The organism is Scytonema sp. PRP1, from assembly GCF_036697665.2.
Classification (GTDB): domain Bacteria; phylum Cyanobacteriota; class Cyanobacteriia; order Cyanobacteriales; family Nostocaceae; genus Kalymmatonema; species Kalymmatonema gypsitolerans.
The window spans coordinates 1-19865 of record NZ_JBAHYJ020000102.1; the positions used below are offsets into that span (position 1 = coordinate 1).

Here is a 19865-nt window from a genome sequence, read left to right on the forward strand (position 1 = left end):
AAATTGGTATAAGTTAACACATATGGCATCCGGTTCCCCCTCAATTTAAGACGGGCTAGAAGCCCATCCCACAAAAAAAAGGTTGTATTGCACTCAATCAGGAACCGCTATCGGACGTCCCTAAATATCAATTCCGTGGCACTGTAGAGCAATTATATGGAATTATCTTTTTCCCGCTTCTGTTGAGTTTTCAACATTCGCTATTCTAAATTGTATGAGTTTCTTAAAAATGTTGAATATTTAGATGTTTTAGTAATTATTATTGCTTTAATATTAAATATAACTACTTATATTTTGATAGTTGAACATTTTATTGACTCAATCCTATTTGCGTGGAACTAAGCATAACCTATGTCTTCAATTAAAATTGCTATACAATTGACCAAATGAGTAAAAAAACATAGTTTATTTAGCTTGATATTTATTTGGAATAATGTGCCAAACTGGCAACATTACTTTATTGAATTTGTTATTCATTGATGTACCAGGAGCGTTTTATTTATCATTACCTAATGAACATTACAAAGCTTTTGATTCAGGGTGCTGTGAGAAATATAATAGGATTAACCGCCCTTGCAATACCCTGCTTCTTACTCCGTTGCCGGTGTAAGATTACCTATATTCTTCCTTTCTTCCTTCTCTTCGTAGTCATTTTTTAAAATCACCGTTACAACATGATTGGTCAGCTACTAGCAGGACATTACAAAGTCCTTGAAGTATTAGGTGAGGGGGGCTTTGGGCAAACTTACATTGCAGAGGACATTCACCTCCCTGGAAACCCTAAATGCGTCCTCAAACATCTCAAAACTTCTAGTACCGACCCTGACATTTTAGAAACTGCCAGAAGGCTTTTTCTAAAAGAAGCTGAAACATTGCAACAGTTGGGCAACCATGACCAAATACCCAGGCTTTTAGCTTATTTTGAAGAAAACCAAGAATTTTACTTGGTGCAAGAATTTATCAGCGGGCATACTCTAAGTATGGAACTTCCTCCAGGTAAAAGATGGACGGAACGTCATATTATAGAAATGCTCATTGAGGTACTAGGTATTTTAGAATTTGTCCACAGTCACGGGGTCATTCATCGCGATATCAAACCTGACAATATCATTAGACGTCTTTCAGACAACAAATTAGTTCTGATAGATTTTGGAGCGATTAAGCAACTGCGAAGCCAAACAGCAGCTGCGACGGGACGAAACAACGTCACTTTCATCATCGGAACTCGCGGATATATGCCCTCCGAACAAATCAGACGTTTACCACGTCCCTGTAGTGATATCTATGCGCTGGGGATGATAGGTGTTCAGGCGCTGACGGGAGTGTATCCTAACGAACTTCAAGATGAGCCGAATACAGGAGAAATACTGTGGGAATATCTCACGACTGTTAGCCCGGGGTTAGCTGCTGTTCTGGCTAAAATGACGCGCTATCACTTCAAAGACCGTTATCAGACAGTGGGTGAGGTGTTGCAAGCGCTACGAGAATTGGCGGCAAGCCGGAGCGAATTACCGACATCTGAAGCTTCTGGTACTACAAATATCCTTCATGAACTCTCTTTAGAGTGGGAGGAAAACGGACAACTCAAAAATCGCAAAATTCTTGAGAAGCAACAAAGTAAAAATCCTAGTAGAGGAGTCCGCATTGGTCGTGATCCGCAAGTGTGCGATATTGTTTTACCAGATCCAACAGTGTCAGCTTTACATATTGAAATTTTCTTTCATCAGCAAAAGCAGACATTTTATTTGCGGAATCTGCGCCAGAGGAATCCTCCTATCGTTGACGGACAGTTGCTTCTAGCTGGTGAAATGCCACTTTCTGTTGGTAGCTGTATACGTTTGGGGCAACAAAATTTTAAAGTGAGTGCCATTGTTTGCAATGAGTATCCTGGTGGATATGTACCGTTAGAATACTCTATTGTTCCAATGTCACGTCAAAAAGCTGTTGCTCACACTACACGGATACCAAAAGTCAGGAAGTCTGAGGAAAATTCATTAGAAGTTTTGTTGAGTACTCAGTCAGTAGTATCACCTTCACCAATTAAACTACCAAAATTACTGGGAATGAGTGTAGTAGCTTGTGTGAGTGCAATTGGTGGCTTTAGCTTTTTGAATCCTAATCATACAGGTGGAAGTCATGCACAACAAAATTTCATATCACAGCAACCACAATTGTGTCGTGTTATTTCTCCACCTGGCGGTAGATTTTCGACTAAATTACGCCCTGAACCTCAAACAGAAGTTGGCGGTGTCAAACAACTAAATTTGGGTGCGATGGTCTTATTTGTTCAAGTACGAGGTGACTTTGTAGAAGTTAAACTGCCTGATGGAACTCACGGGTGGTTATTTAGGGATGAAGTACAGCCTTGTACTGCATCAAAAGCCACCAAAAAAGGATAAACGATAAAAGATGAAAATTTTATACTTCATCTTTTATATTTTTGCCTTCCGTTCATACTTCAAATCACCGTTTGTCAAATCACCATTTGATAGATGTGACCATTTGATAGATATGATAAATAGAATCTGAAGAAACAATAGATTTTTATGAACATTTTCTGATTTTATCCTTGGAATGACTAATAACTCTTGAATATCAATTATAGAAAGCGGGGTCAGCTTGATAGTACATGTAACTTTTGTTACACATCAAAAAGCACAAGAATTAGGGAGGGTAATCTATGTCAGTACAGCAGGTGAATGATTTTTATGAGGTTTTGATGTCAGATCAATCAATTTATGAGCAGTACTATAGTCAGTGCTGCGTACGAGGCTTATTCGGTATCTGGGATTGGGATAAAACTAAGATAGTTAATTTTGCTGCTAGTCTTGGCTATACATTTACTGAAACTGATCTAGATGAAGTATGGTTTGGTAGCGAACCAAGCATTTCTGAAAGTTCATTAAATTTATCACAATATCAAAGGTTGTCTGGTATAAATTATTAACCGCCAAGCTCACCCATAATCCCTTCCGACACACTTTGCACTTACGGGGAATTCAAAATTCCAAATTCATAAGGTACGGCATTGGCAAGTTAAAAAATAATTTTTGATATAAACTCTCTACTACAGTTTCAAGTGCCAAGTGCTGAGTAGGATAAAGAAAATTTGGAACAAGTCACTCAAGACTCATTGCTGGGAACTCACAACTCATGACTCAGCACTAAGCACTGATCAACTTAAAATGATGATCCTTTTTGTTTCAAAAACTCCTTTTCTTCTATAGTTGAAACTCTTCCCAAAATTTCATTGCGATGAGGAAAGCGCCCAAAACGCTGAATCACTTGCATATGACGAATTGCATAATCAATGCAACTCGCACTATCAGGATCATCGCCCAGTTGCTCAAAGAGCCGTACTGCTTGACGCTGATGTTCTAGGTTTTCACTGTGTTCAAAAGGTAAGTAAATAAACCAGCGTTGTACGGGTAGCAAGTTTTTGTCATATCCTTGTGCAAGAGCGTGCTGGGCTGCTGAAAGTGCTTCCCAGTCAGTAGCAAAGGCTTGGGGAGTATCGCGAAACACATTTCGGGGAAACTGATCCAACAGCAAAATCAATGCTAGACAACTATCAGAGGCATCGATCCACTCGTCTAGGTATCCTGCTGCTGCTTTTTGGTAATCTGTCAGAAACCGGATTTGCAGTTCTTCGTCAAACTCCGGTTTTTTATTGAACCAGAAAGACTTTGGTTTGCCGTAGTCTGGTTCATCCGGACTACCAAACCAAAAGTCCAAAATTTCTTCTGCCTGTGACATCACTTTTACTGACCCTTACAAAGAACTTGTCGCATTTTACGCATATTCGCAGGCAATTCAAAGTTCATTGCTTGTTGAATAAAAATTGATGGTATGGGAATAGTTGGGGTCGCTTGGACAGTATAGCTGACCAAAGTCCCATTATCACAATCTTTTAGCTCTAATTTGGCTGTAAAATCGTGAAAACTCCCTTTTTCCAACTTAAATTGTATCTGCTGCCCAAGTTCTTCCACGACATTAAGGTAAATTTCTACTTGCGCGGTGAAAAAGAAAAAAGCTTTTTGTGCTGCTTGATAAAGACGTTTGACTTCGCCACGTTGTAAAACTTCGCTTTTAGTTACATCAGGAAAATATTGCACCCAACGCGGGTAATCTGTTATCTGCTGCCACACGTGCGATCGCACTAACGGTACATACATCCAAGCAGTCACAGCACCACCCCAAGCTGTATGCGATTGCGTTTCCACCAGAATTTCGCCCTGCATCAGCAATCTTTGTTTGTCCTGACTCCAAGGTATGTCTGAACCTGTGGGAACCGAGTCTGAAATAAAGAACGCAGACATAATGTTTTTAGTCACTCCTCAACACATCAACTAAACGGGTTTAAAATGGTGAATATCTGACTTGGTTGAGTCTCACTCACTAATGTTACTTCCAGTACAATATATGGATTTTCCGGAAACAGTTATTTTCTGGCTATAGTTACCGAAACTTAACTCATAATATGTCATCTTTATCACTAATATCTAAAGTATCAAATTCTCTAGCAGCTGATAATGAAAACCCTCCTCTTTGCTGTGTGTTTGTGTCCTCAAGGTAGTCTTCATTTTGCGTGTTCACCGACTCGATCTCAAACTTTTTAAGCATATATACTTAGAAAAACAGCAAAAATAGAAAGAGAAATAGTCAACCACCCAGCCCTAATCTAAGTACTTATCTTTAACAGATAACATGGTTTATAAGCTACCGTAATTTCACTTATTATTTATGAAAATTTTGGCAAGACATAATTAGGGAGATGAACTAAAACAAAAAAAATATGGGGATGCAGCGAAAATAAGACAAAAAGACTTGTAAACATGGAAAGCCGGGAAATGAGGAATAAACCTAACAGGAAAAACACAACAAGACGCCATTTTCATTTCCAGCATGAGTAAGGTCTTGCCTTGTTTACGTCTTCCTTAGACTGTCGTAGGGTGGCTTAAGGATTGCTTCAAGTACATCTCCCTTTCTACTTCTTGACTGCTTCTATAACAGTGAATACTTTTGTTGCTACATATAAAATGCTATGACTATTGAGTTTGAGGGAAATTAGGTGAGTAGTTCTAAATTAAATCGCGCATTAAATCAGGGTTTTGGAGTTTTTCTCGGTATTGCGATCGCATTTTGGGTACTGAGAGGTTTTGGTATTCTCACTTTCCTTCCGGGAGGAGTGATTTGGCTATTGCTGTTTGGCGCAATTGCTATGGCTATTCTCAGTTACGTACAAAAGACTTGGTGGCGTTTGTGACGTACCCAGCGCTGCCGTTACCGGACAGCGTGGGCTTCTGATGCCTTAAATAAGACGGTCAGAACTTCCTTCGAGGTACTATTAGTAGTAGATGATACGACTACTGGATTCCCTCTACGGCGTTTTATGGTAGGGAACACGTCCAGCCCTACACGTTTAAGGTTGATAGCAGCGTTAATATCTCTATCAACCCAAATTTTCAACTCTTCATCCCAATATTCTCGAATTGAGGTGTCTGTGAAAACAAACTTATCTCGATAACTCAGGATTTGAGAAGTATAAGCAGGATTCTTCTCAATCATGACAGACCCAGCTTTTCCAGCTATGTAACTGAGGGTTGAAAAGAATTGTCCAAATGCAGCATCAAGCCAAGACTTGTTTAGACCTTCCTTAGCTGATTGCCCGTTGGGAAGGTACTTTCCTTCCTCATCTTGTTTGGGGGCATTGCGCTTAGTTAATCCCTTGAGGTTCAGGTCTTCGCAGAAGAAAACCTTCTTCCTGGTTCGTACCAGCTTATGCGCTGTCTTGTACTGGAAGTCTTGGCGACTTCTAGCGATACGCTGATGTAATTTGCCTTCTTTCTTGGCTAGTTTGCGACGACGGCGAGAACCTTTCTTCCTGGCATTTTTCTTGGTTTGTAGCTTGCCCAGCTTGTTCAAACCCTTTCTGAGAGGCTTAAGAGAAGGTAGGCTCTCCCCAGAAGAAGTTGCCAAATACACATCCGAGTTGAGGACGGCATCTAGCCCCATTGAGTTGTCCCAAGTAGGCGTGATTGCATCAGGGGTAAACTCAGGTACAGATGGGTCATCTAAGATGAACGAAACATACCACCCATCTGATTTCTTGGTGACACTGACCTGCTTGAGGTTAAAGCCAGGTGGTAACGGGCGATGAGTTCTCGCCTTGACTAACCCAATCTTGGGCAGTTTCAGGTAGAGCCAACGACTATTAATTGTGCAGAACTTCATCCATTCATTTTTTGCCCCATCAAACACCATCGTCCGATAGCGAGATTCGCTTTTGAGACGAGGTTTACCAGAGCGCTTTCCGTCTTTATCCCCCTTAATGTATCGCAGATCTGCTTTCTCGACTCGCTTGCAAACATCTTGCAGGATAGTCGAATAGACCAGAGTGAAATCCAGTAGTTCTCCCGACCACTTCACCAATACCAAGTCCTCCTTGATGGTAGGAAGTTGATTTTTCTGGTTGTAGTAGTTGGGGCGTTCTTTGAGTTCTCTTAGATGACAAATCAGGGGACAGGAATTAACCGGACATCGGTTTTTCTCCCACCAATCTAAGCGTTCACCCAGCATTCGGTTGTACCAATAGCGAGCAATCCTCAATCCGTTGTTGAGGGAAAGCTTTTGTTGGGAGCTGGGATAAAGGCGGTACTGGTAGGTTAATCTTACCGCACTATGAGTAAAAAGAGAAGCTATAGGTCAAGCTCACGCTCCGTTTCAGACCTGAAAGCGCATTTAGTGCTGACGACCAAGTATCGGGCTAAGTGCATCAATGCCGCCATCCTGGAGCAACTCGAAACCAGCATCAGGTCATTGTGTGAAAAATGGGGGGTTACCGTTATCGAGTTCAATGGCGAGGATAATCACATCCACCTGCTTTTCAGTTATTACCCACAGATGCCGCTTTCCAAGTTCATCAACAACTTGAAAACAGTAACCAGCGTCAAAGCCAACAAGGAATTCTCTGAACATCTAGCAAGGTTCTTCTGGAAATCAGCAGCGAACAACAAGGGCGAATTCTGGAATGATTCCTATGCCATCGAGTCTGTTGGCGGAGCAAATATCGAGGTTCTTGAACGGTATATTCGCAACCAGAATGCGCCAAAATGTTGAAAGAGTGGGCATCGAACCCACTCTTTCAACCGCCTATCCATCAAGCGCGCCGCCTTATCAGGACGGCGTGGGGCTTCCGGCGTTTATGCTATAGCAACGGACAGGAAGCTTAAGACAACAATCAATTCACAATGTACGCTATTGAAGGCGTCTATCGGCGACTTGTCCTAACGGCTTTGGCGACTGCTATAAAACAAGAATCCCTAATTGATACGGGAGGTGAGGGAGGTCAGGGAAATGGGCAAGTACTGAAAGCCACATCTTGCACATCCCCCTTATTGTCTCCTCATCTTGTCAAAGATGGATGGGATTGTTTGATACAAAACTAAAAAACCTGCCACTCTCTACAAAGACCAGCAGGTATACTTCTCAATCAATCGGAGCGGCGGGATTCGAACCCACGACCTCCACTACCCCAAAGTGGCGCGCTACCAAGCTGCGCTACGCCCCGTAGTCAACTTTCCTATTATAGCAATAAGAACTCAAATTATCAAGGTCTCAATCTAAAAAACCTTGAGCATAACAGAGGCTTGCAGTAAACCAGGAACAGCAGAATCATTCCATTGACCTTCTACACAACGCCCTGTTTTCAAGATCAAGCGCAGATTATAGGCATGAGGATAACCTTCTACTTCCATCCATAATAAATCGCTTTCGGCTTCACAGGCAATCTTTTCCTCATCCATTAATTCAGTCGCGATTTGCCTCATGGTGTCTGCGAGTTGCGCCAGTAGGCGACAAAAATCATTCAACTCGGCTTCTGTTAATTCAAACGCCCAATCATCTGTACCCACTAAACCTTTAAACTCTGCCGCTGTTGGGTTCCAGCCGATGCGCCAACCAACTCCACTTTTTATAACACGTTCCATAGGGGATTAGGGATTGGGGATTGGGGATTGGGGATTAGGGACTTGCAGACTCCCGAGTTCCGAGTCCCCAGTCCCCTTTTTACTTTAATAACTCTGCGCCTCCTTTTTTCGGTACCTGTCTAGGAGGTGGAGTGGTTTCCTGTGAGGGGGATGAGGTGTTGGGGGTAGCTGGTGTATTTTGCGATTTAGAACTGAAAACATTAACTAAAGCTTGCACCAATGCATCTCGCTGGCGACGGTTAAGGCGTGCAACAGCAGCGCGATCGCCATCAAAAGGATTTTTCTGTAGATTATCCTTTCCAGGATAAGTGGTTTCATACATGACTTCATTAGCACCCAGATAATCAGCCAAAGTCAGCTTCCAATCGAGTCGATAATTTGGTGCACGTCCTTTCAAATATGAGTGATACCATATCATACGACTGACCAAGGTGTTATTCTCAGCTCGTTTCCCCGTTTCTTTACTAACGTACTGATTTTCTCGGGGTAAGTCGGGTAATTGTTGATAAACTTGCTGCCAAACATCGCCGGGAGTGCTTCTTTGGGCATTTGCAGGTTGGATCCCTAAACTTAAAAGAAATACACCAACTATGATGAACGCGAAAACCCCCTTCTTTAAAGGGGGGCTGACTAATTGCCAAGATTTGAGTGTCAGTTGAATGAACTCTAAATTTTTGCTCATTCTATTTTCCAGTTGGCATCACTTTAGACTTCGCCAATAATTTCTGGCTGAGTCAGTTCGTCAGACATCTCGATAATTGCCCTCAGTACTGGCTTCATCATCATATCATCCGCACTGTCAAAATCTTCATAACGTCGGCGCTTAGCGCGATTTGCCACTTGAACTGTAATGCGGTAGCGATTTGAGGCTGCACTAATCAGATCCTCGGCACGGTGCATAATCTGAGATTGAGTTGTCTCGAATTTAGAACGCTTTAGCATAATTACTGGTGAGCCTGAAGTCATTCTCTCCAGTTTAGCAGCACCAATGCGTTTACTGCCGCTTGTTGGGTTGCGAGTAACCTCTCTATTGATAGAGGCTGATAGTTTTTTGTCACTCTATAAGTATTTTGTAACATTATCTTAATCAAAGATCATCTCATGGCTGACCTTGTTGAAACTGCTGTCAATGCTGGAAATTTCAATACGTTAGCGAAGGCTGTTGAAGCTGCCGAACTTGTAGAAATTCTTAAAAGTCCCGGTCCCTACACAGTCTTTGCACCTACTGATGACGCATTTGCCAAGCTACCAGCAGGAACTTTAGATTCATTGCTGCAAGACATCCCCAAATTAAAGAAGATTCTGATGTATCATGTTGCCAACGGAGATGTTAGGTCTGACGACTTGATCCAAATAGACCATGCGGAAACGTTAGAAGGGTCAATCGTAGCAGTTGATTCTGCTGATGGCAAAGTGAAAGTAAATGACGCCAATGTCGTGAAAACTGACATTCTTACCGATAATGGTGTGATTCATGTTATCGATGCAGTGTTGATGCCTGCGATCGTTGCTGGGCACTAGTACAGCACGGCAGAAATAACTAGACAGTTAAAAATGACAAAAAAACTCATTTGATAGGCATTCTAGCCTTCTGCCGTCTGACGAATTGTACTAGGTATTATACATTCAAATTGTTGTGGGGCAAATATCCTGCTTACCCTAAAATAGCAAGGGCGGGCTGTCCGCCCCACCCCATAAAATCAGTCAAACCATCTGTTAAATCTGCAATGCAACTTGTTGGCTTAACCTAGACCTAGAATGCAGCCAGTGCGTGGGGGAACACTTAAAGTGAGATGCTTAGCCTCAACACTCCATTCCACCTCAGCAGCACCATATAATAGTTTGTTCGGTTGGGTGCTCAAACTTGCTGCATCAACATTCCCTTTTGCCGATGCAGTCCCAGCATTAACCGCAACAATCAATTCTTCTGTTCCCAAAACTCGCGCAAAGATGTAAAGTTCTCCTTGAGCATACAGGACTTTATAATCACCCGTACGCAAGCAAGGGTAAGCATGGCGTAGAGCAATTAATTCGCGGTGAGTCTTGAGAATCTCCTTATCCCAAGCAGCTTCTAGTGGAAAACCACGACGCGAGTCTGGATCTAAAGCTCCTGCTAAACCAACTTCATCACCATAATAGATACTGGGGGCACCAGGAAAGGTGAGGAGCAGTAAAGTTGCTAATTCCACACTCGCTTTATCATCGCCAGCAATAGTCAGCAACCGTGCTGTATCGTGACTGGCAAGCAAATTTAATTGAGTCAGCCCAATTTCCCAAGGGTAAAGTTCCAGGAGTTCTTGGATTTTCTGAGCATACTCAGTGGCAAACAATGGTGGGTAGGGTTTGTAGTCGCGGCTTTGGACTTGATCTAGGACAACGCGATCGCCTGCGCTAAAAGCGATAGTTGGTCCTGCAAACAGATAATTCATCACCCCGTCAAATTGAGTCCCATCCAACCACTCACGGGAATCTCCCCAAACTTCGCCGACAATATAAGCATCGGGATTAATCGCTTTGACTCGCTGACGGAACTCTTGCCAAAAACCAGGAGTTTTAATCTCAAAAGGCACATCTAAGCGCCAACCGTCAATGCCGAATTTCATCCAATATTCGGCAATTTCCATAATATATTCCCGTACCTCAGGGTTATCATGGTTAAACACTGGCAGCGCTCGATTTCCACCCCAACCCTCATAATTGGCCGCAAACTCACCATTGTAGGGAGAAACGGGCCAATCATGAATTCTAAACCAATCCACCCAAGGTGAATGAGGACCATTTTCCAAAATGTCGTGGAAAAAGAAAAAGCCCCGACTGGCGTGGTTAAACACCCCATCCAAAACAACTTTGATGTTCCTTTGATGAGCTGCGTCTAGCAATTCCTTGAAAGCCGGGTTACCTCCCAGCATCGGATCAACCTGATAATAATCGTGCGTGTGGTAGCGGTGATTGCTAGCCGATTGAAAGATAGGGGTAAAGTAAATCGCATTAATTCCCAGATCCTGTATGTAGTCTAACTGCTCAATAATGCCCCACAAATCCCCGCCCTTATAACCTTGGAGTGTTGGCATAGCTTCCCAATCTTCCCAACGAGCAGTGCGTAAAACCCGTTTGCGGGGTTGTTTGCTTATGGCAAATCGATCTGGAAAAATTTGGTAGAAAACAGCGTGTTTAACCCAGTCTGGTGTATGAATTTGCATGAATGCCTCTCTATCTCTCCATCGCAATAGTTGCAAATATCGGGTTGTTTGCAACTCACACTTGTGGTAGAAAAAGTGACTGCTGATTGCAATACTACTAGATAACTACCGCTGCCCGGAATTGGGGATTGGGGATTGGGGATTAGGGATTAGGGATTGGGGATTAGGGATTGGAGACCCTTGCAGACTGTTCCCCAGTCCCGAGTCCCAAGTCCCCAGTCCCGGTTAAAAAGCTTTTTTTCTTTCCGGATGCTCTTTAACTTGCAACGGAAACCTGATAATAATCTCGTCCGCATGAGAGTAGTTGCTACCTGCTAACATCAAAATGGCTGAAAATTTATCCACCTGCTGAGGCGGGTTTTGTATGAGTCAGGAAAACATTAACCAACCCCGCTCGATCCCTAAACCCATTCCCCGACCAGACCGAGGTTCCCGACCAGAACGGGGTTCCCGACCAGAACGGAACTTCCAACAAGACTGGGACTCAGGACCAGAACCGGAACCAGTATTTGGGCAACACATCCGCCTGTTGGATGTTAACAAACCGGAAGGACGTGTCATTTGTGAGTGTTGGCATTGCACGGAAGGCGTGTTGATTCAGCACCAACGAGAGCCACAACAAGAAGAAATCAGGGTCACTTGTCCCCATTGTGGTAAGGTGGCGATTAAGTTACAGGTGGCAAAGATTCTGTCGGTGAATGCTATTCCGTCACCTTGGAAGTGAAAAGCACATACCACAAGCAAGGGGCACAGCATACTGTACCCCTCGAAACGACCTGTATTGCACCCAATTGAAAACGACTATATTCTGTGTCCTCAGTTCTCAATCTAACTGCTACGAGTTGAATTCTGTAAATTTTTCGGAATCTCTTTTGGTACAGTCCAGAAGTAAACTGTTCTGCCATCTACTTGCTCGACTTTGTCAGCTTTCCAGTCGCCCATGTCAAAAGCGTGGGACACGATACGTGTACCTGGTGGAAGTTTCAAGAGCTTGGGTCGCAACTTGAGGTTGAGTTCGGGTAGCAGGTAAAGGCTGATCACTGTTGCATCGCTAAAGTCACTCGTAAACAAGTCTTGTTGGAGAAACTGTACCTTACCGGTAAGTCCTGCTTTTTGAGCGTTTGCGTTAGCCTCTTTGATGCGTTCTGGATCAATATCTATACCTACAGCCTTCTTAACATTATACTTCTTGACTGCGGCAATGGGAATCCGTCCATCCCCACTACCAAGGTCATACAGAACATCATTTTTGCCAACGTTGGCAATTGTCAACATTCTATCGACAACTTCCGGAGGTGTTGGAACGTACACCACATCAGGCGTCCGTTGTGCAGATTGAGATGCAGGTGGAGACTTCTGCTGCACTTCCACAGTGGAAGGAGACGCTTCATCCTGTTGCTGAGAACTCACTTGCTGATTGGAAGTGCAACCAGCCATTATTAAGCTACTTAAACTTACTGTTGTAAACAAAAGCTTTAACGTTGCCTGTAATTTCATGACATCTTTCTCCATGAATTAAGGGTTTGTGGAAGTCGTTCGTTGACGGTTGAGAAGCAGTAAAGGAATACCTGTTAAAAGAACTACCAGACCAGTAATACCTCCGATACCTGCATAAATGAGACTGGAGTATAGTAGGTAGCTACAAATAGCACAAAACAGTAATGGTGTCCAGGGGTAAAGAGGTACGCGGAAAGGACGCGATACGTCTGGCTCTCGGGAGCGTAGTACCAGCAATGCTACCCCAGACAGGAGAAAAAAGAACCAGAAGACTGGAGCAGTGTAGTCCACCATTGTTTCAAAACCTTTGCGAGTTAGAGCCCCAAGTACCACCAACGCCAACGAAATTGCGCCTTGAACTAGTAAGGCATTCTTTGGGGTACCAGTATTCTCTTGCCAACGTCCTAGGAAGGCAAACTTCCGAAAGTCCCTTCCTAGAGCGTAGTTAGTACGCGCACCAGTAAAAATAGTGGCATTGACTGCACCTAAGGCTGAAACTGCAACTAGTAAACTAACAAATCTTGCTCCGTTTTCTCCAACAGCGCGACGCATTAAATCAGCTGTTGGTGCTTCCGATGAAGCTAAACCTGCAAGTCCCAAAGCGTAAATAAATGCCACGTTAATCAACAGAAAAATCACTGTGATGATGGCAATACTTCCCAACAATATACGTACCATATTGCGTTTGCCATTTCGCACTTCTGCTGAAATATAGGCAGCTTCATTCCAACCACCATAAGTTAGCAACACAAAAATCATTGCTTGACCAAATGCGTTGTTTTGAGCAGCAGCAGTTGATGTCTCTTGCGGCACTTGTACAGCAAAGGCAAGACTTACAAGAACTATCAACAGCAAACCCAGCACTTTTGCCGCTGTTAGCCAGTTCTGAGCCCACTTCCCTTGCTGCACCCCTAAAATGTTTAAACCTGTCAGGCAAATGACTACACCTGCAGCGTAAATCGCTGAAGAGTATTCTCCTATAGGCAGCAACTGAGCAGCATAATCCCCAAACACGAACGCTGGTAAGGCGATGGAACCAGTTTGAATAACGGTCATCCGCGCCCAAGCAAACAAGAAGGCAGGAATTTTGCCAAAGGCACGCATGAGATAGTGGTAAGTTCCCCCAGCATCGGGATAAGCGGTGGTCAACTCTGCATAGCAGAGAGCACCGACGAAGGACATTCCTCCACCTAGCAACCACGCTAGTAGTGCAATCCCTGCACTTTGCGTGTTCCCTGCTACTAGGGCTGGTGTCTTAAATATGCCTACGCCGACCACCATGCCTACAATCAAGGCAACTGCGTCGATTGTAGAAAGTGTAGGCTTCGGCACTGTTACTTTTGTTGCCATAAGGTAAATCACCTGGAAATTTTGGTAATCAGCCAGGAGGAAACAACCTTAAAGCTTAGGATGCTGTTGACAAACTTTCAATCTGCACTAGGTATACTCTATCTTTAACATAGGTTTAGATCATAAAATTTAAACCATGATTTTTGCCTTATGTCAATAAGACAAATTTATTTTTGCTTGACTAATCTTTATTAGTTGCAGCTTTAATGTTTTAGAAACTGGATTTCTAACGCACTGTGTTTTAGGTTTTGGCAAATTTGGTTTTCACAAAACCCAAAAATCTTCGAGAGTTTGCCCGAAGAACTTTCCATTGCGCCGTCAGGTGAAGCAGGATAAACGCCAAAAATGTATAGGCGAGCCAAAAATGAGAGCTTCTTGCTGTGTCGAGAATTGCAGAGTTTTGCGGAAATATGTCTGGTAGAAGAATCCCAAAAAATTTTACGTTACTACTTCTGTAGGAATTAGAGAGGAAAAAGCCAGTAACGGGAACCGCCCACATGAAAACATACAAACTTGTATGCAGGGCAAATGTTTTCAACCATTCCTTGGTAAACTTTGGCGGACGTTTTGTGTACTTGCTCGACCACACACGCAACAGGATGAATACCCGCCAAGTCAGTAACGCCATTGTTAGCGCGCCAACAGACTTATGAAAGTCATAGAGTGAATCTCTAAAGAATAGCTCTTCGGGCAACCGAACCATGAACAAACCACTAACAAATATTACCAAATAGCAGACTGCCATTATCCAATGTATGGACATCAGTTGCTTAAAAGCAGAGTTGATTCTAAATTTAGCGTTGCTTTTTGTGACTGGTTGCGGTGTACTCATAAAAATTCCAGTACCTTGTGTGCAGCTTGCGTTACATTCCTTAATATAACTAAGCAACATAAATCGACAGTGAAATTTTTATGAAAGCCTTCGCAGACAAGGCTATAGCGCAGGAACAAAAGACGAGTAGCTATTGATTCATCGGCTGCTCCTCGTCATTTGCCGTATTGTCCACAGATTTGTCTGTTTGTGACTTGTCCGAAACAATGATAAACTCAGTCTCTCTGTGAGACTTACTATCCCATTCATCCAAAACATCTTTTATCAACACTTCTTGCATCCAAATCTTCGCCACAACAGTTAGAGGTAACGCTAGAAACAAGCCTAAAAAGCCAAAGAACGTCACAAAAAATAGCTGTGAGATTAAGGTGATCGCTGGTAGCAGCGACACTTGATGCGCCATAACGATCGGCGTGATGAAATTGCCCTCAGTCTGCTGAATGATAAAGTAGAGGACTAACACAGCCAAGACTTTCCAGGGAGCATCTAGAAGTGCGATCGCCATTGCTGGTATCACACTTAGTGTCGGACCAAGATTAGGGATCAAGTTTAAAAATCCCGCCAAAACTGCTAAAGCCAGTGCTGAACGCACGCGCAAAATTGATAAGCCAATTAAACTCATCAGTCCCACTGCACCCATCGCGATGGAAGCGCCTGTGATCCATCCCTCTAATGACACCTCGCATTTATCCAAAATTCCATCCACTCGCTGGCGATAAAACGAGGGAAACAGCCGCACAAATACTTTGCGGTAAGCCTCCGGGTCGGCTAAAAACATCCCTGTTAAAACTAGCACTAGCAAAACCTTGAGAACAACTTCCAAAGAGCCAGAGACAAAGGCGAAGGAACTTCCCACTGCACGATTTATGATAGGCTGTGCTTGTTGGCTGAGGCTGTTGATATCAGGTATGTACGGAGTCAACTGACTGGGAACGCGAGTTCTCAATTCATCTAGCCAAGTATTAAAGCGCTCCAAACCTCGGGGAACCTGTTTTGTAAGTTCTTGAAACTGATCTACAAAAGGTGGCACAATCAGCCAGAAAAAACCGACAATTAAAGCTATAAATATGCTTACCGAGAGCAATACAGCAAATCCACGCTTGATTCCTGAGCGTTGGAATCTTCGAGCCAGCCGATTTAAGGTAGTAGCTAAGACAACTGCGGCAAATATCAGCAACAGGACTTCCCGAATCTGCCACACAATGTACAAAGAAATAACTATGGCGATTAAACCAATCCATTGACCTAGATTCACTCCCTGTCTCCCGGCTATTGATGAGCTGCTATTTCCTCTGAATGCAGCTAGGTTAGCTGATTCTAGCAATTCTCGGCTAGTTATTCTTAACTAATTTTGCTGTCGTTGCGATCGCCTACGGCGGCTCTTTCGGAGCATCGCGTAAGCGCAAAGCGCAGGCTCCGCTAACGCGTAGCGTGTCCGGAGGACTCAGCGGGAGAAAAGCGCCATCGCCACAGTAAAACACTTGCCATAATTAAAGTCGGTAAAAAAACGATGATCACGGCGTTTGTCGCTGTCGCTGGAATAGATAAATTTGGCATAACGTACTTAATCAAGACAGACACTCCCGCGGAGAGTAGAAAGACTTTTAGAACAAATCCAAGCTGATTTTGCATATAAGTACGGCAATTCCCATTCATCTGGGGGGTAGGTACGAAATAGAAGCATATCTCTCATTCTTTAAAATAAATTCAAGCAGACCAATAGACAATACTCTGCTTGTACATCACCATGACTTACAAGCAGAGTGTCGCTCCTGCCATTTGTGGCATTGTTACTGCTACTACCTTTTCTTTGGTTTGTTGCAGCAATAGGCGTGGTGGAAATTGCAGTTACAAAATTAGGGTTTTCCCCTTCTATCGCCATTAGACTTCTTGCATTCATTCCAAATCAAAGAATAATTAACTACAGATAGACACAGATGGACACAGATGGAATCAAAGAGATGCAGAAGGTCTATTTTATGTGCTGAGACGGTTCTTGGAACTTTGATTAGAACTAAATTACTAAATTTTAAGGACATTATAGCTATGAGTTTAGAAGTCCTGAATATAAATCTATCTGGCGTGTTTGATGGTTTTCTTTGGTCTTTTTGCTCTTTTTGCTCTTTTTGCTCTTTTATTAATGTGAAAAAAATGTATTTTTGTGGATCCTAGGTAGTTGAAAATAAACAATTAATAATGAATAAGTAGTAACAATAAATAATAATTTCCTTAGTTGCGTTCAGCCATAAGCTAGACTAGGAAGTAATATTGTTTTTTTCAGTTGTAAATTTGAATGAGCAAATTTTGAGTTTTTTATTGCCAGGAGTATACATCAAAAAATGCCAGTAGAAAATAATAACAATAAACGCAAAATGAAACCACAAAAAATACGGCAAATTGGTGGTAGCTTGCTCATTTTGTTGACTTTTCTTTTTCTTCTGAATGCGATTGTTCCTAGCTTTTTTGGTCCCAAATTGCCCCAAGTACCTTATAGCGATTTTATTGCTCAGGTACAAGCAGGTAAAGTAGACCGGGCTGTTGTAGGGGGCGATCGCATTCAGTATTCCATCAAAACCCAAACTCCGGACGGTAAACCTGCTGAACAAGTCTTCGTAACCACACCAGTAGCGCTCGACCTGGATTTACCTAAAATTCTCCGCGACAATAATGTAGAGTTTGGTGCACCACCACCAAACGAAAATGGTTGGATTAGCACTCTTTTAAGCTGGGTTGCACCTCCGTTAATTTTCTTTGGTATTTGGGGCTTTTTGCTCAATCGTCAGGGGGGTGGTCCTGCGGCGCTGACGGTGGGTAAAAGTAAGGCTCGCATCTACTCTGAAGGTAGCACTGGAGTAAAATTTCTCGATGTTGCTGGCGTAGATGAAGCAAAAGCCGAACTGGAAGAGATTGTCGATTTTCTCAAAAGTGCTGATAAATACACCCGTTTGGGAGCGAAAATTCCCAAAGGTGTGTTGGTGGTAGGACCTCCAGGAACGGGTAAAACACTTTTAGCGAAGGCAATTGCTGGTGAAGCTAGTGTTCCCTTCTTCAGCATCTCTGGTTCAGAATTTATTGAACTTTTTGTTGGTGTCGGTGCTGCACGAGTCCGCGACTTATTCGAGCAGGCAAAACAACAAGCTCCCTGTATCGTCTTTATTGATGAATTAGACGCACTAGGTAAGTCTCGCGGCGGTGCTGGTGGGTTTGTAGGTGGTAACGATGAACGCGAACAAACCCTCAACCAGTTGCTCACCGAAATGGACGGCTTTGATGCCAACACTGGGGTGATCATTATCGCCGCTACGAACCGTCCCGAAGTTCTCGATCCAGCATTGCGCCGTCCGGGTCGCTTTGACCGCCAAGTTGTTGTGGATCGTCCTGATAAAATTGGTCGCGAAGCCATTCTCAAAGTTCATGCTAGAAATGTCAAATTGGCTGATGATGTGGACTTGGCAACCATCGCCATTAGGACGCCTGGGTTTGCGGGAGCAGATTTAGCCAACCTTGTCAATGAAGCTGCACTCCTCGCCGCACGGCAAAATCGGCAAGCAGTGATCATGGCGGATTTCAACGAAGCCATTGAGCGTGTTGTTGCTGGTTTGGAAAAACGCTCTCGTGTTCTCAATGAAACTGAGAAAAAGACCGTGGCTTATCACGAAGTTGGTCACGCCATCATCGGTGCTTTGATGCCTGGAGCTGGTAAAGTCGAGAAAATTTCTGTTGTTCCTCGTGGCGTTGGTGCTTTGGGTTACACAATTCAAATGCCCGAAGAAGACCGCTTCTTGATGATAGAAGACGAAATTCGCGGTCGCATTGCTACCCTATTGGGTGGACGTTCCGCAGAAGAAACCGTCTTTGGCAAGGTGTCCACTGGTGCAAGTGACGATATTCAGAAAGCCACTGACTTAGCAGAACGCTATGTCACTGTGTACGGTATGAGCGATGAACTTGGTCCTGTTGCCTTTGAAAAAGTCCAGCAGCAGTTTATCGAAGGCTACGGTAATCCCCGCCGTTCAGTAAGCCCCAAAGTGGCAGAAGAAATTGACCGCGAGGTGAAGCAGATAGTGGATAATGCCCACCACATTGCTTTAACCATTCTGCAAGAAAACCGCGACTTACTGGAGCAAACCGCAGAAGAACTGTTGCAAAAAGAAATTTTGGAAGGTGCACAACTGCGGGAACGTCTTAACCAAGCTAAAGCACCAGATGAACTCAATGAATGGTTGCGGACGGGCAAGTTATCAGAAGATAAACCTTTGATGCAAAGTTTGCTGGTTTAGGAATTTTGGAATAATTGAAAAGCGATCGCTCTTTAGGAGGGCGATCGCTTTTTTTATATAAGAATATATTAAGGAGTCCAATCTTGTGATTTCTGCCAAATATCTGATCCCGTCTTGGAACCTATTTATTGATAAAAGTAGTAATGGGTGATTGCCCAATTGCTCGTCAAAGCGCTGCACTGCCTTGCAATCATGCATTAAGATTGTTCGTTTGTTTGTTCAACTTGTTTCCGTTCTACTTGTTGAGTGGTTGGTTCTGCATCCGTGGGCCTTTGGACAACAACCCCTAGCAAAACAGTAGCAATGCCACTGACGGTACCACCAACTTTAGCATTAATAACGTCTTGGGTAGTGAGGACAGTGGAAATACCTGCAACAACACCTAAGATAGTGCCAAGTAAATCAAGTTGATTTTTGTTGAGTTTCATATTAAATAATCGAGGTTAGTTAAAGTGTGCCAACAAAGTATGATACAAATTCGATTTTTTCTATTCCGGAGAGGTTGGCAACTTCGACGCAGCGGATGAGAAGCAATTCAAAGGCGTGTAGGGGCGAGTTTTTGAACGTGGGATTGGATCTTGGACGCTCCGAAGTTTGCCCGGAGGGAAACCAACGCCAGTCACCTGGGCGTGGGAAACCCGCCTGCATGGCTAGCGCTCCTCCTTGCAACTTCTCTCTTGTCGAAACGCGCCTACAAGGGTTGATACAAATCTTTCTT

The 19865-nt window shown here is 43.4% G+C and carries 21 protein-coding genes and 1 tRNA gene; 8 read left to right on the forward strand and 14 right to left on the reverse strand.

Annotated features, from left to right (window positions below; translation table 11 throughout):
* The first annotated feature begins 674 nt into the window (after nt 1-674).
* Nucleotides 675-2399, forward strand: coding sequence for an FHA domain-containing serine/threonine-protein kinase (locus V5G28_RS26665; protein ID WP_332988759.1), 1725 nt, complete (start codon nt 675-677; stop codon nt 2397-2399).
* A gap of 281 nt (nt 2400-2680) precedes the next feature.
* Nucleotides 2681-2947: a Nif11-like leader peptide family natural product precursor gene (locus V5G28_RS26670; RefSeq protein WP_332988762.1), complete on the forward strand. Its 267-nt coding sequence runs from the start codon at nt 2681-2683 to the stop codon at nt 2945-2947.
* Nucleotides 2948-3180: 233 nt separating this feature from the next.
* Here V5G28_RS26670 and V5G28_RS26675 read toward each other — a convergent pair whose 3' ends face one another.
* Entirely contained in the window at nt 3181-3756 is a 576-nt protein-coding gene (locus V5G28_RS26675) for a DUF924 family protein (protein ID WP_332988764.1), read from the reverse strand.
* A 5-nt stretch (nt 3757-3761) separates the two neighbouring features.
* Complete coding sequence (locus tag V5G28_RS26680; protein WP_332988765.1) at nt 3762-4319, reverse strand: SRPBCC family protein; 558 nt, start codon at nt 4317-4319, stop codon at nt 3762-3764.
* A 752-nt stretch (nt 4320-5071) separates the two neighbouring features.
* Between V5G28_RS26680 and V5G28_RS26685 the strand changes: the two genes are divergently transcribed.
* Nucleotides 5072-5266, forward strand: a complete 195-nt coding sequence (locus V5G28_RS26685; protein WP_332988768.1) for a hypothetical protein — start codon at nt 5072-5074, stop codon at nt 5264-5266.
* A 17-nt stretch (nt 5267-5283) separates the two neighbouring features.
* On the opposite strand, the gene V5G28_RS26690 is transcribed toward V5G28_RS26685, so the two are convergent.
* On the reverse strand, nt 5284-6702 hold the full coding sequence (locus V5G28_RS26690) for an RNA-guided endonuclease InsQ/TnpB family protein (RefSeq protein WP_332988893.1): 1419 nt from the start codon (nt 6700-6702) through the stop codon (nt 5284-5286).
* On the opposite strand from V5G28_RS26690, the gene tnpA reads away from it, so the two are divergent.
* Together tnpA and V5G28_RS26700 are read left to right on the forward strand one after the other, a co-directional pair.
* Nucleotides 6682-7119 carry an IS200/IS605 family transposase gene (tnpA, locus tag V5G28_RS26695; RefSeq protein WP_332988771.1) on the forward strand — a complete coding sequence of 146 codons (438 nt, stop codon included), beginning with the start codon at nt 6682-6684 and terminating at the stop codon, nt 7117-7119. The two genes, V5G28_RS26690 and tnpA, sit on opposite strands and share 21 nt — an antisense overlap.
* Nucleotides 7120-7250: 131 nt before the next feature.
* A complete protein-coding gene (locus V5G28_RS26700) occupies nt 7251-7448 on the forward strand; it encodes a hypothetical protein (protein WP_332988774.1) in 198 nt (65 codons plus the stop codon).
* 48 nt (nt 7449-7496) lie between these two features.
* Here V5G28_RS26700 and V5G28_RS26705 read toward each other — a convergent pair.
* From V5G28_RS26705 to V5G28_RS26720, 4 genes are all read right to left on the reverse strand, one after another.
* A tRNA-Pro gene (locus tag V5G28_RS26705) sits at nt 7497-7570 on the reverse strand.
* Between the two features lie 52 nt (nt 7571-7622).
* Nucleotides 7623-7988 (reverse strand): DUF1818 family protein, encoded by a 366-nt coding sequence (locus tag V5G28_RS26710; RefSeq protein ID WP_096565282.1) that lies wholly within the window; start codon nt 7986-7988, stop codon nt 7623-7625.
* Nucleotides 7989-8067: 79 nt separating this feature from the next.
* Nucleotides 8068-8670 carry a hypothetical protein gene (locus V5G28_RS26715; RefSeq protein WP_332988781.1) on the reverse strand — a complete coding sequence of 201 codons (603 nt, stop codon included), beginning with the start codon at nt 8668-8670 and terminating at the stop codon, nt 8068-8070.
* Between the two features lie 23 nt (nt 8671-8693).
* Nucleotides 8694-8930 (reverse strand): DNA-directed RNA polymerase subunit omega, encoded by a 237-nt coding sequence (locus V5G28_RS26720; RefSeq protein ID WP_041034255.1) that lies wholly within the window; start codon nt 8928-8930, stop codon nt 8694-8696.
* Nucleotides 8931-9089: 159 nt separating this feature from the next.
* On the opposite strand from V5G28_RS26720, the gene V5G28_RS26725 reads away from it, so the two are divergent.
* Nucleotides 9090-9509 carry a fasciclin domain-containing protein gene (locus V5G28_RS26725; RefSeq protein ID WP_332988785.1) on the forward strand — a complete coding sequence of 140 codons (420 nt, stop codon included), beginning with the start codon at nt 9090-9092 and terminating at the stop codon, nt 9507-9509.
* 221 nt (nt 9510-9730) lie between these two features.
* On the opposite strand, the gene V5G28_RS26730 is transcribed toward V5G28_RS26725, so the two are convergent.
* Entirely contained in the window at nt 9731-11188 is a 1458-nt protein-coding gene (locus V5G28_RS26730) for a glycoside hydrolase family 13 protein (RefSeq protein WP_332988788.1), read from the reverse strand.
* 364 nt (nt 11189-11552) lie between these two features.
* Here V5G28_RS26730 and V5G28_RS26735 point away from each other — a divergent pair, with 364 nt between their 5' ends.
* Nucleotides 11553-11912: a hypothetical protein gene (locus V5G28_RS26735; protein ID WP_332988790.1), complete on the forward strand. Its 360-nt coding sequence runs from the start codon at nt 11553-11555 to the stop codon at nt 11910-11912.
* A 104-nt stretch (nt 11913-12016) separates the two neighbouring features.
* Here the strand turns inward: V5G28_RS26735 and V5G28_RS26740 are convergent, their stop codons facing one another.
* The 5 genes from V5G28_RS26740 to V5G28_RS26760 form a co-directional block, all read right to left on the reverse strand.
* On the reverse strand, nt 12017-12685 hold the full coding sequence (locus V5G28_RS26740) for a class I SAM-dependent methyltransferase (protein WP_332988896.1): 669 nt from the start codon (nt 12683-12685) through the stop codon (nt 12017-12019).
* Between the two features lie 18 nt (nt 12686-12703).
* Entirely contained in the window at nt 12704-14035 is a 1332-nt protein-coding gene (locus V5G28_RS26745; RefSeq protein ID WP_332988792.1) for an APC family permease, read from the reverse strand.
* Nucleotides 14036-14276: 241 nt separating this feature from the next.
* Nucleotides 14277-14867 (reverse strand): cytochrome b, encoded by a 591-nt coding sequence (locus V5G28_RS26750; RefSeq protein ID WP_332988794.1) that lies wholly within the window; start codon nt 14865-14867, stop codon nt 14277-14279.
* A gap of 130 nt (nt 14868-14997) precedes the next feature.
* Nucleotides 14998-16122 (reverse strand): AI-2E family transporter, encoded by a 1125-nt coding sequence (locus tag V5G28_RS26755; RefSeq protein ID WP_332988796.1) that lies wholly within the window; start codon nt 16120-16122, stop codon nt 14998-15000.
* Nucleotides 16123-16286: 164 nt separating this feature from the next.
* Nucleotides 16287-16439 (reverse strand): hypothetical protein, encoded by a 153-nt coding sequence (locus V5G28_RS26760; RefSeq protein ID WP_442994293.1) that lies wholly within the window; start codon nt 16437-16439, stop codon nt 16287-16289.
* 767 nt (nt 16440-17206) lie between these two features.
* On the opposite strand from V5G28_RS26760, the gene ftsH reads away from it, so the two are divergent.
* Nucleotides 17207-19147, forward strand: coding sequence for an ATP-dependent zinc metalloprotease FtsH (gene ftsH, locus V5G28_RS26765; protein WP_332988800.1), 1941 nt, complete (start codon nt 17207-17209; stop codon nt 19145-19147).
* A gap of 197 nt (nt 19148-19344) precedes the next feature.
* Here ftsH and V5G28_RS26770 read toward each other — a convergent pair whose 3' ends face one another.
* Nucleotides 19345-19575, reverse strand: coding sequence for a hypothetical protein (locus V5G28_RS26770; RefSeq protein ID WP_332988802.1), 231 nt, complete (start codon nt 19573-19575; stop codon nt 19345-19347).
* Between the last annotated feature and the right edge of the window lie 290 nt (nt 19576-19865).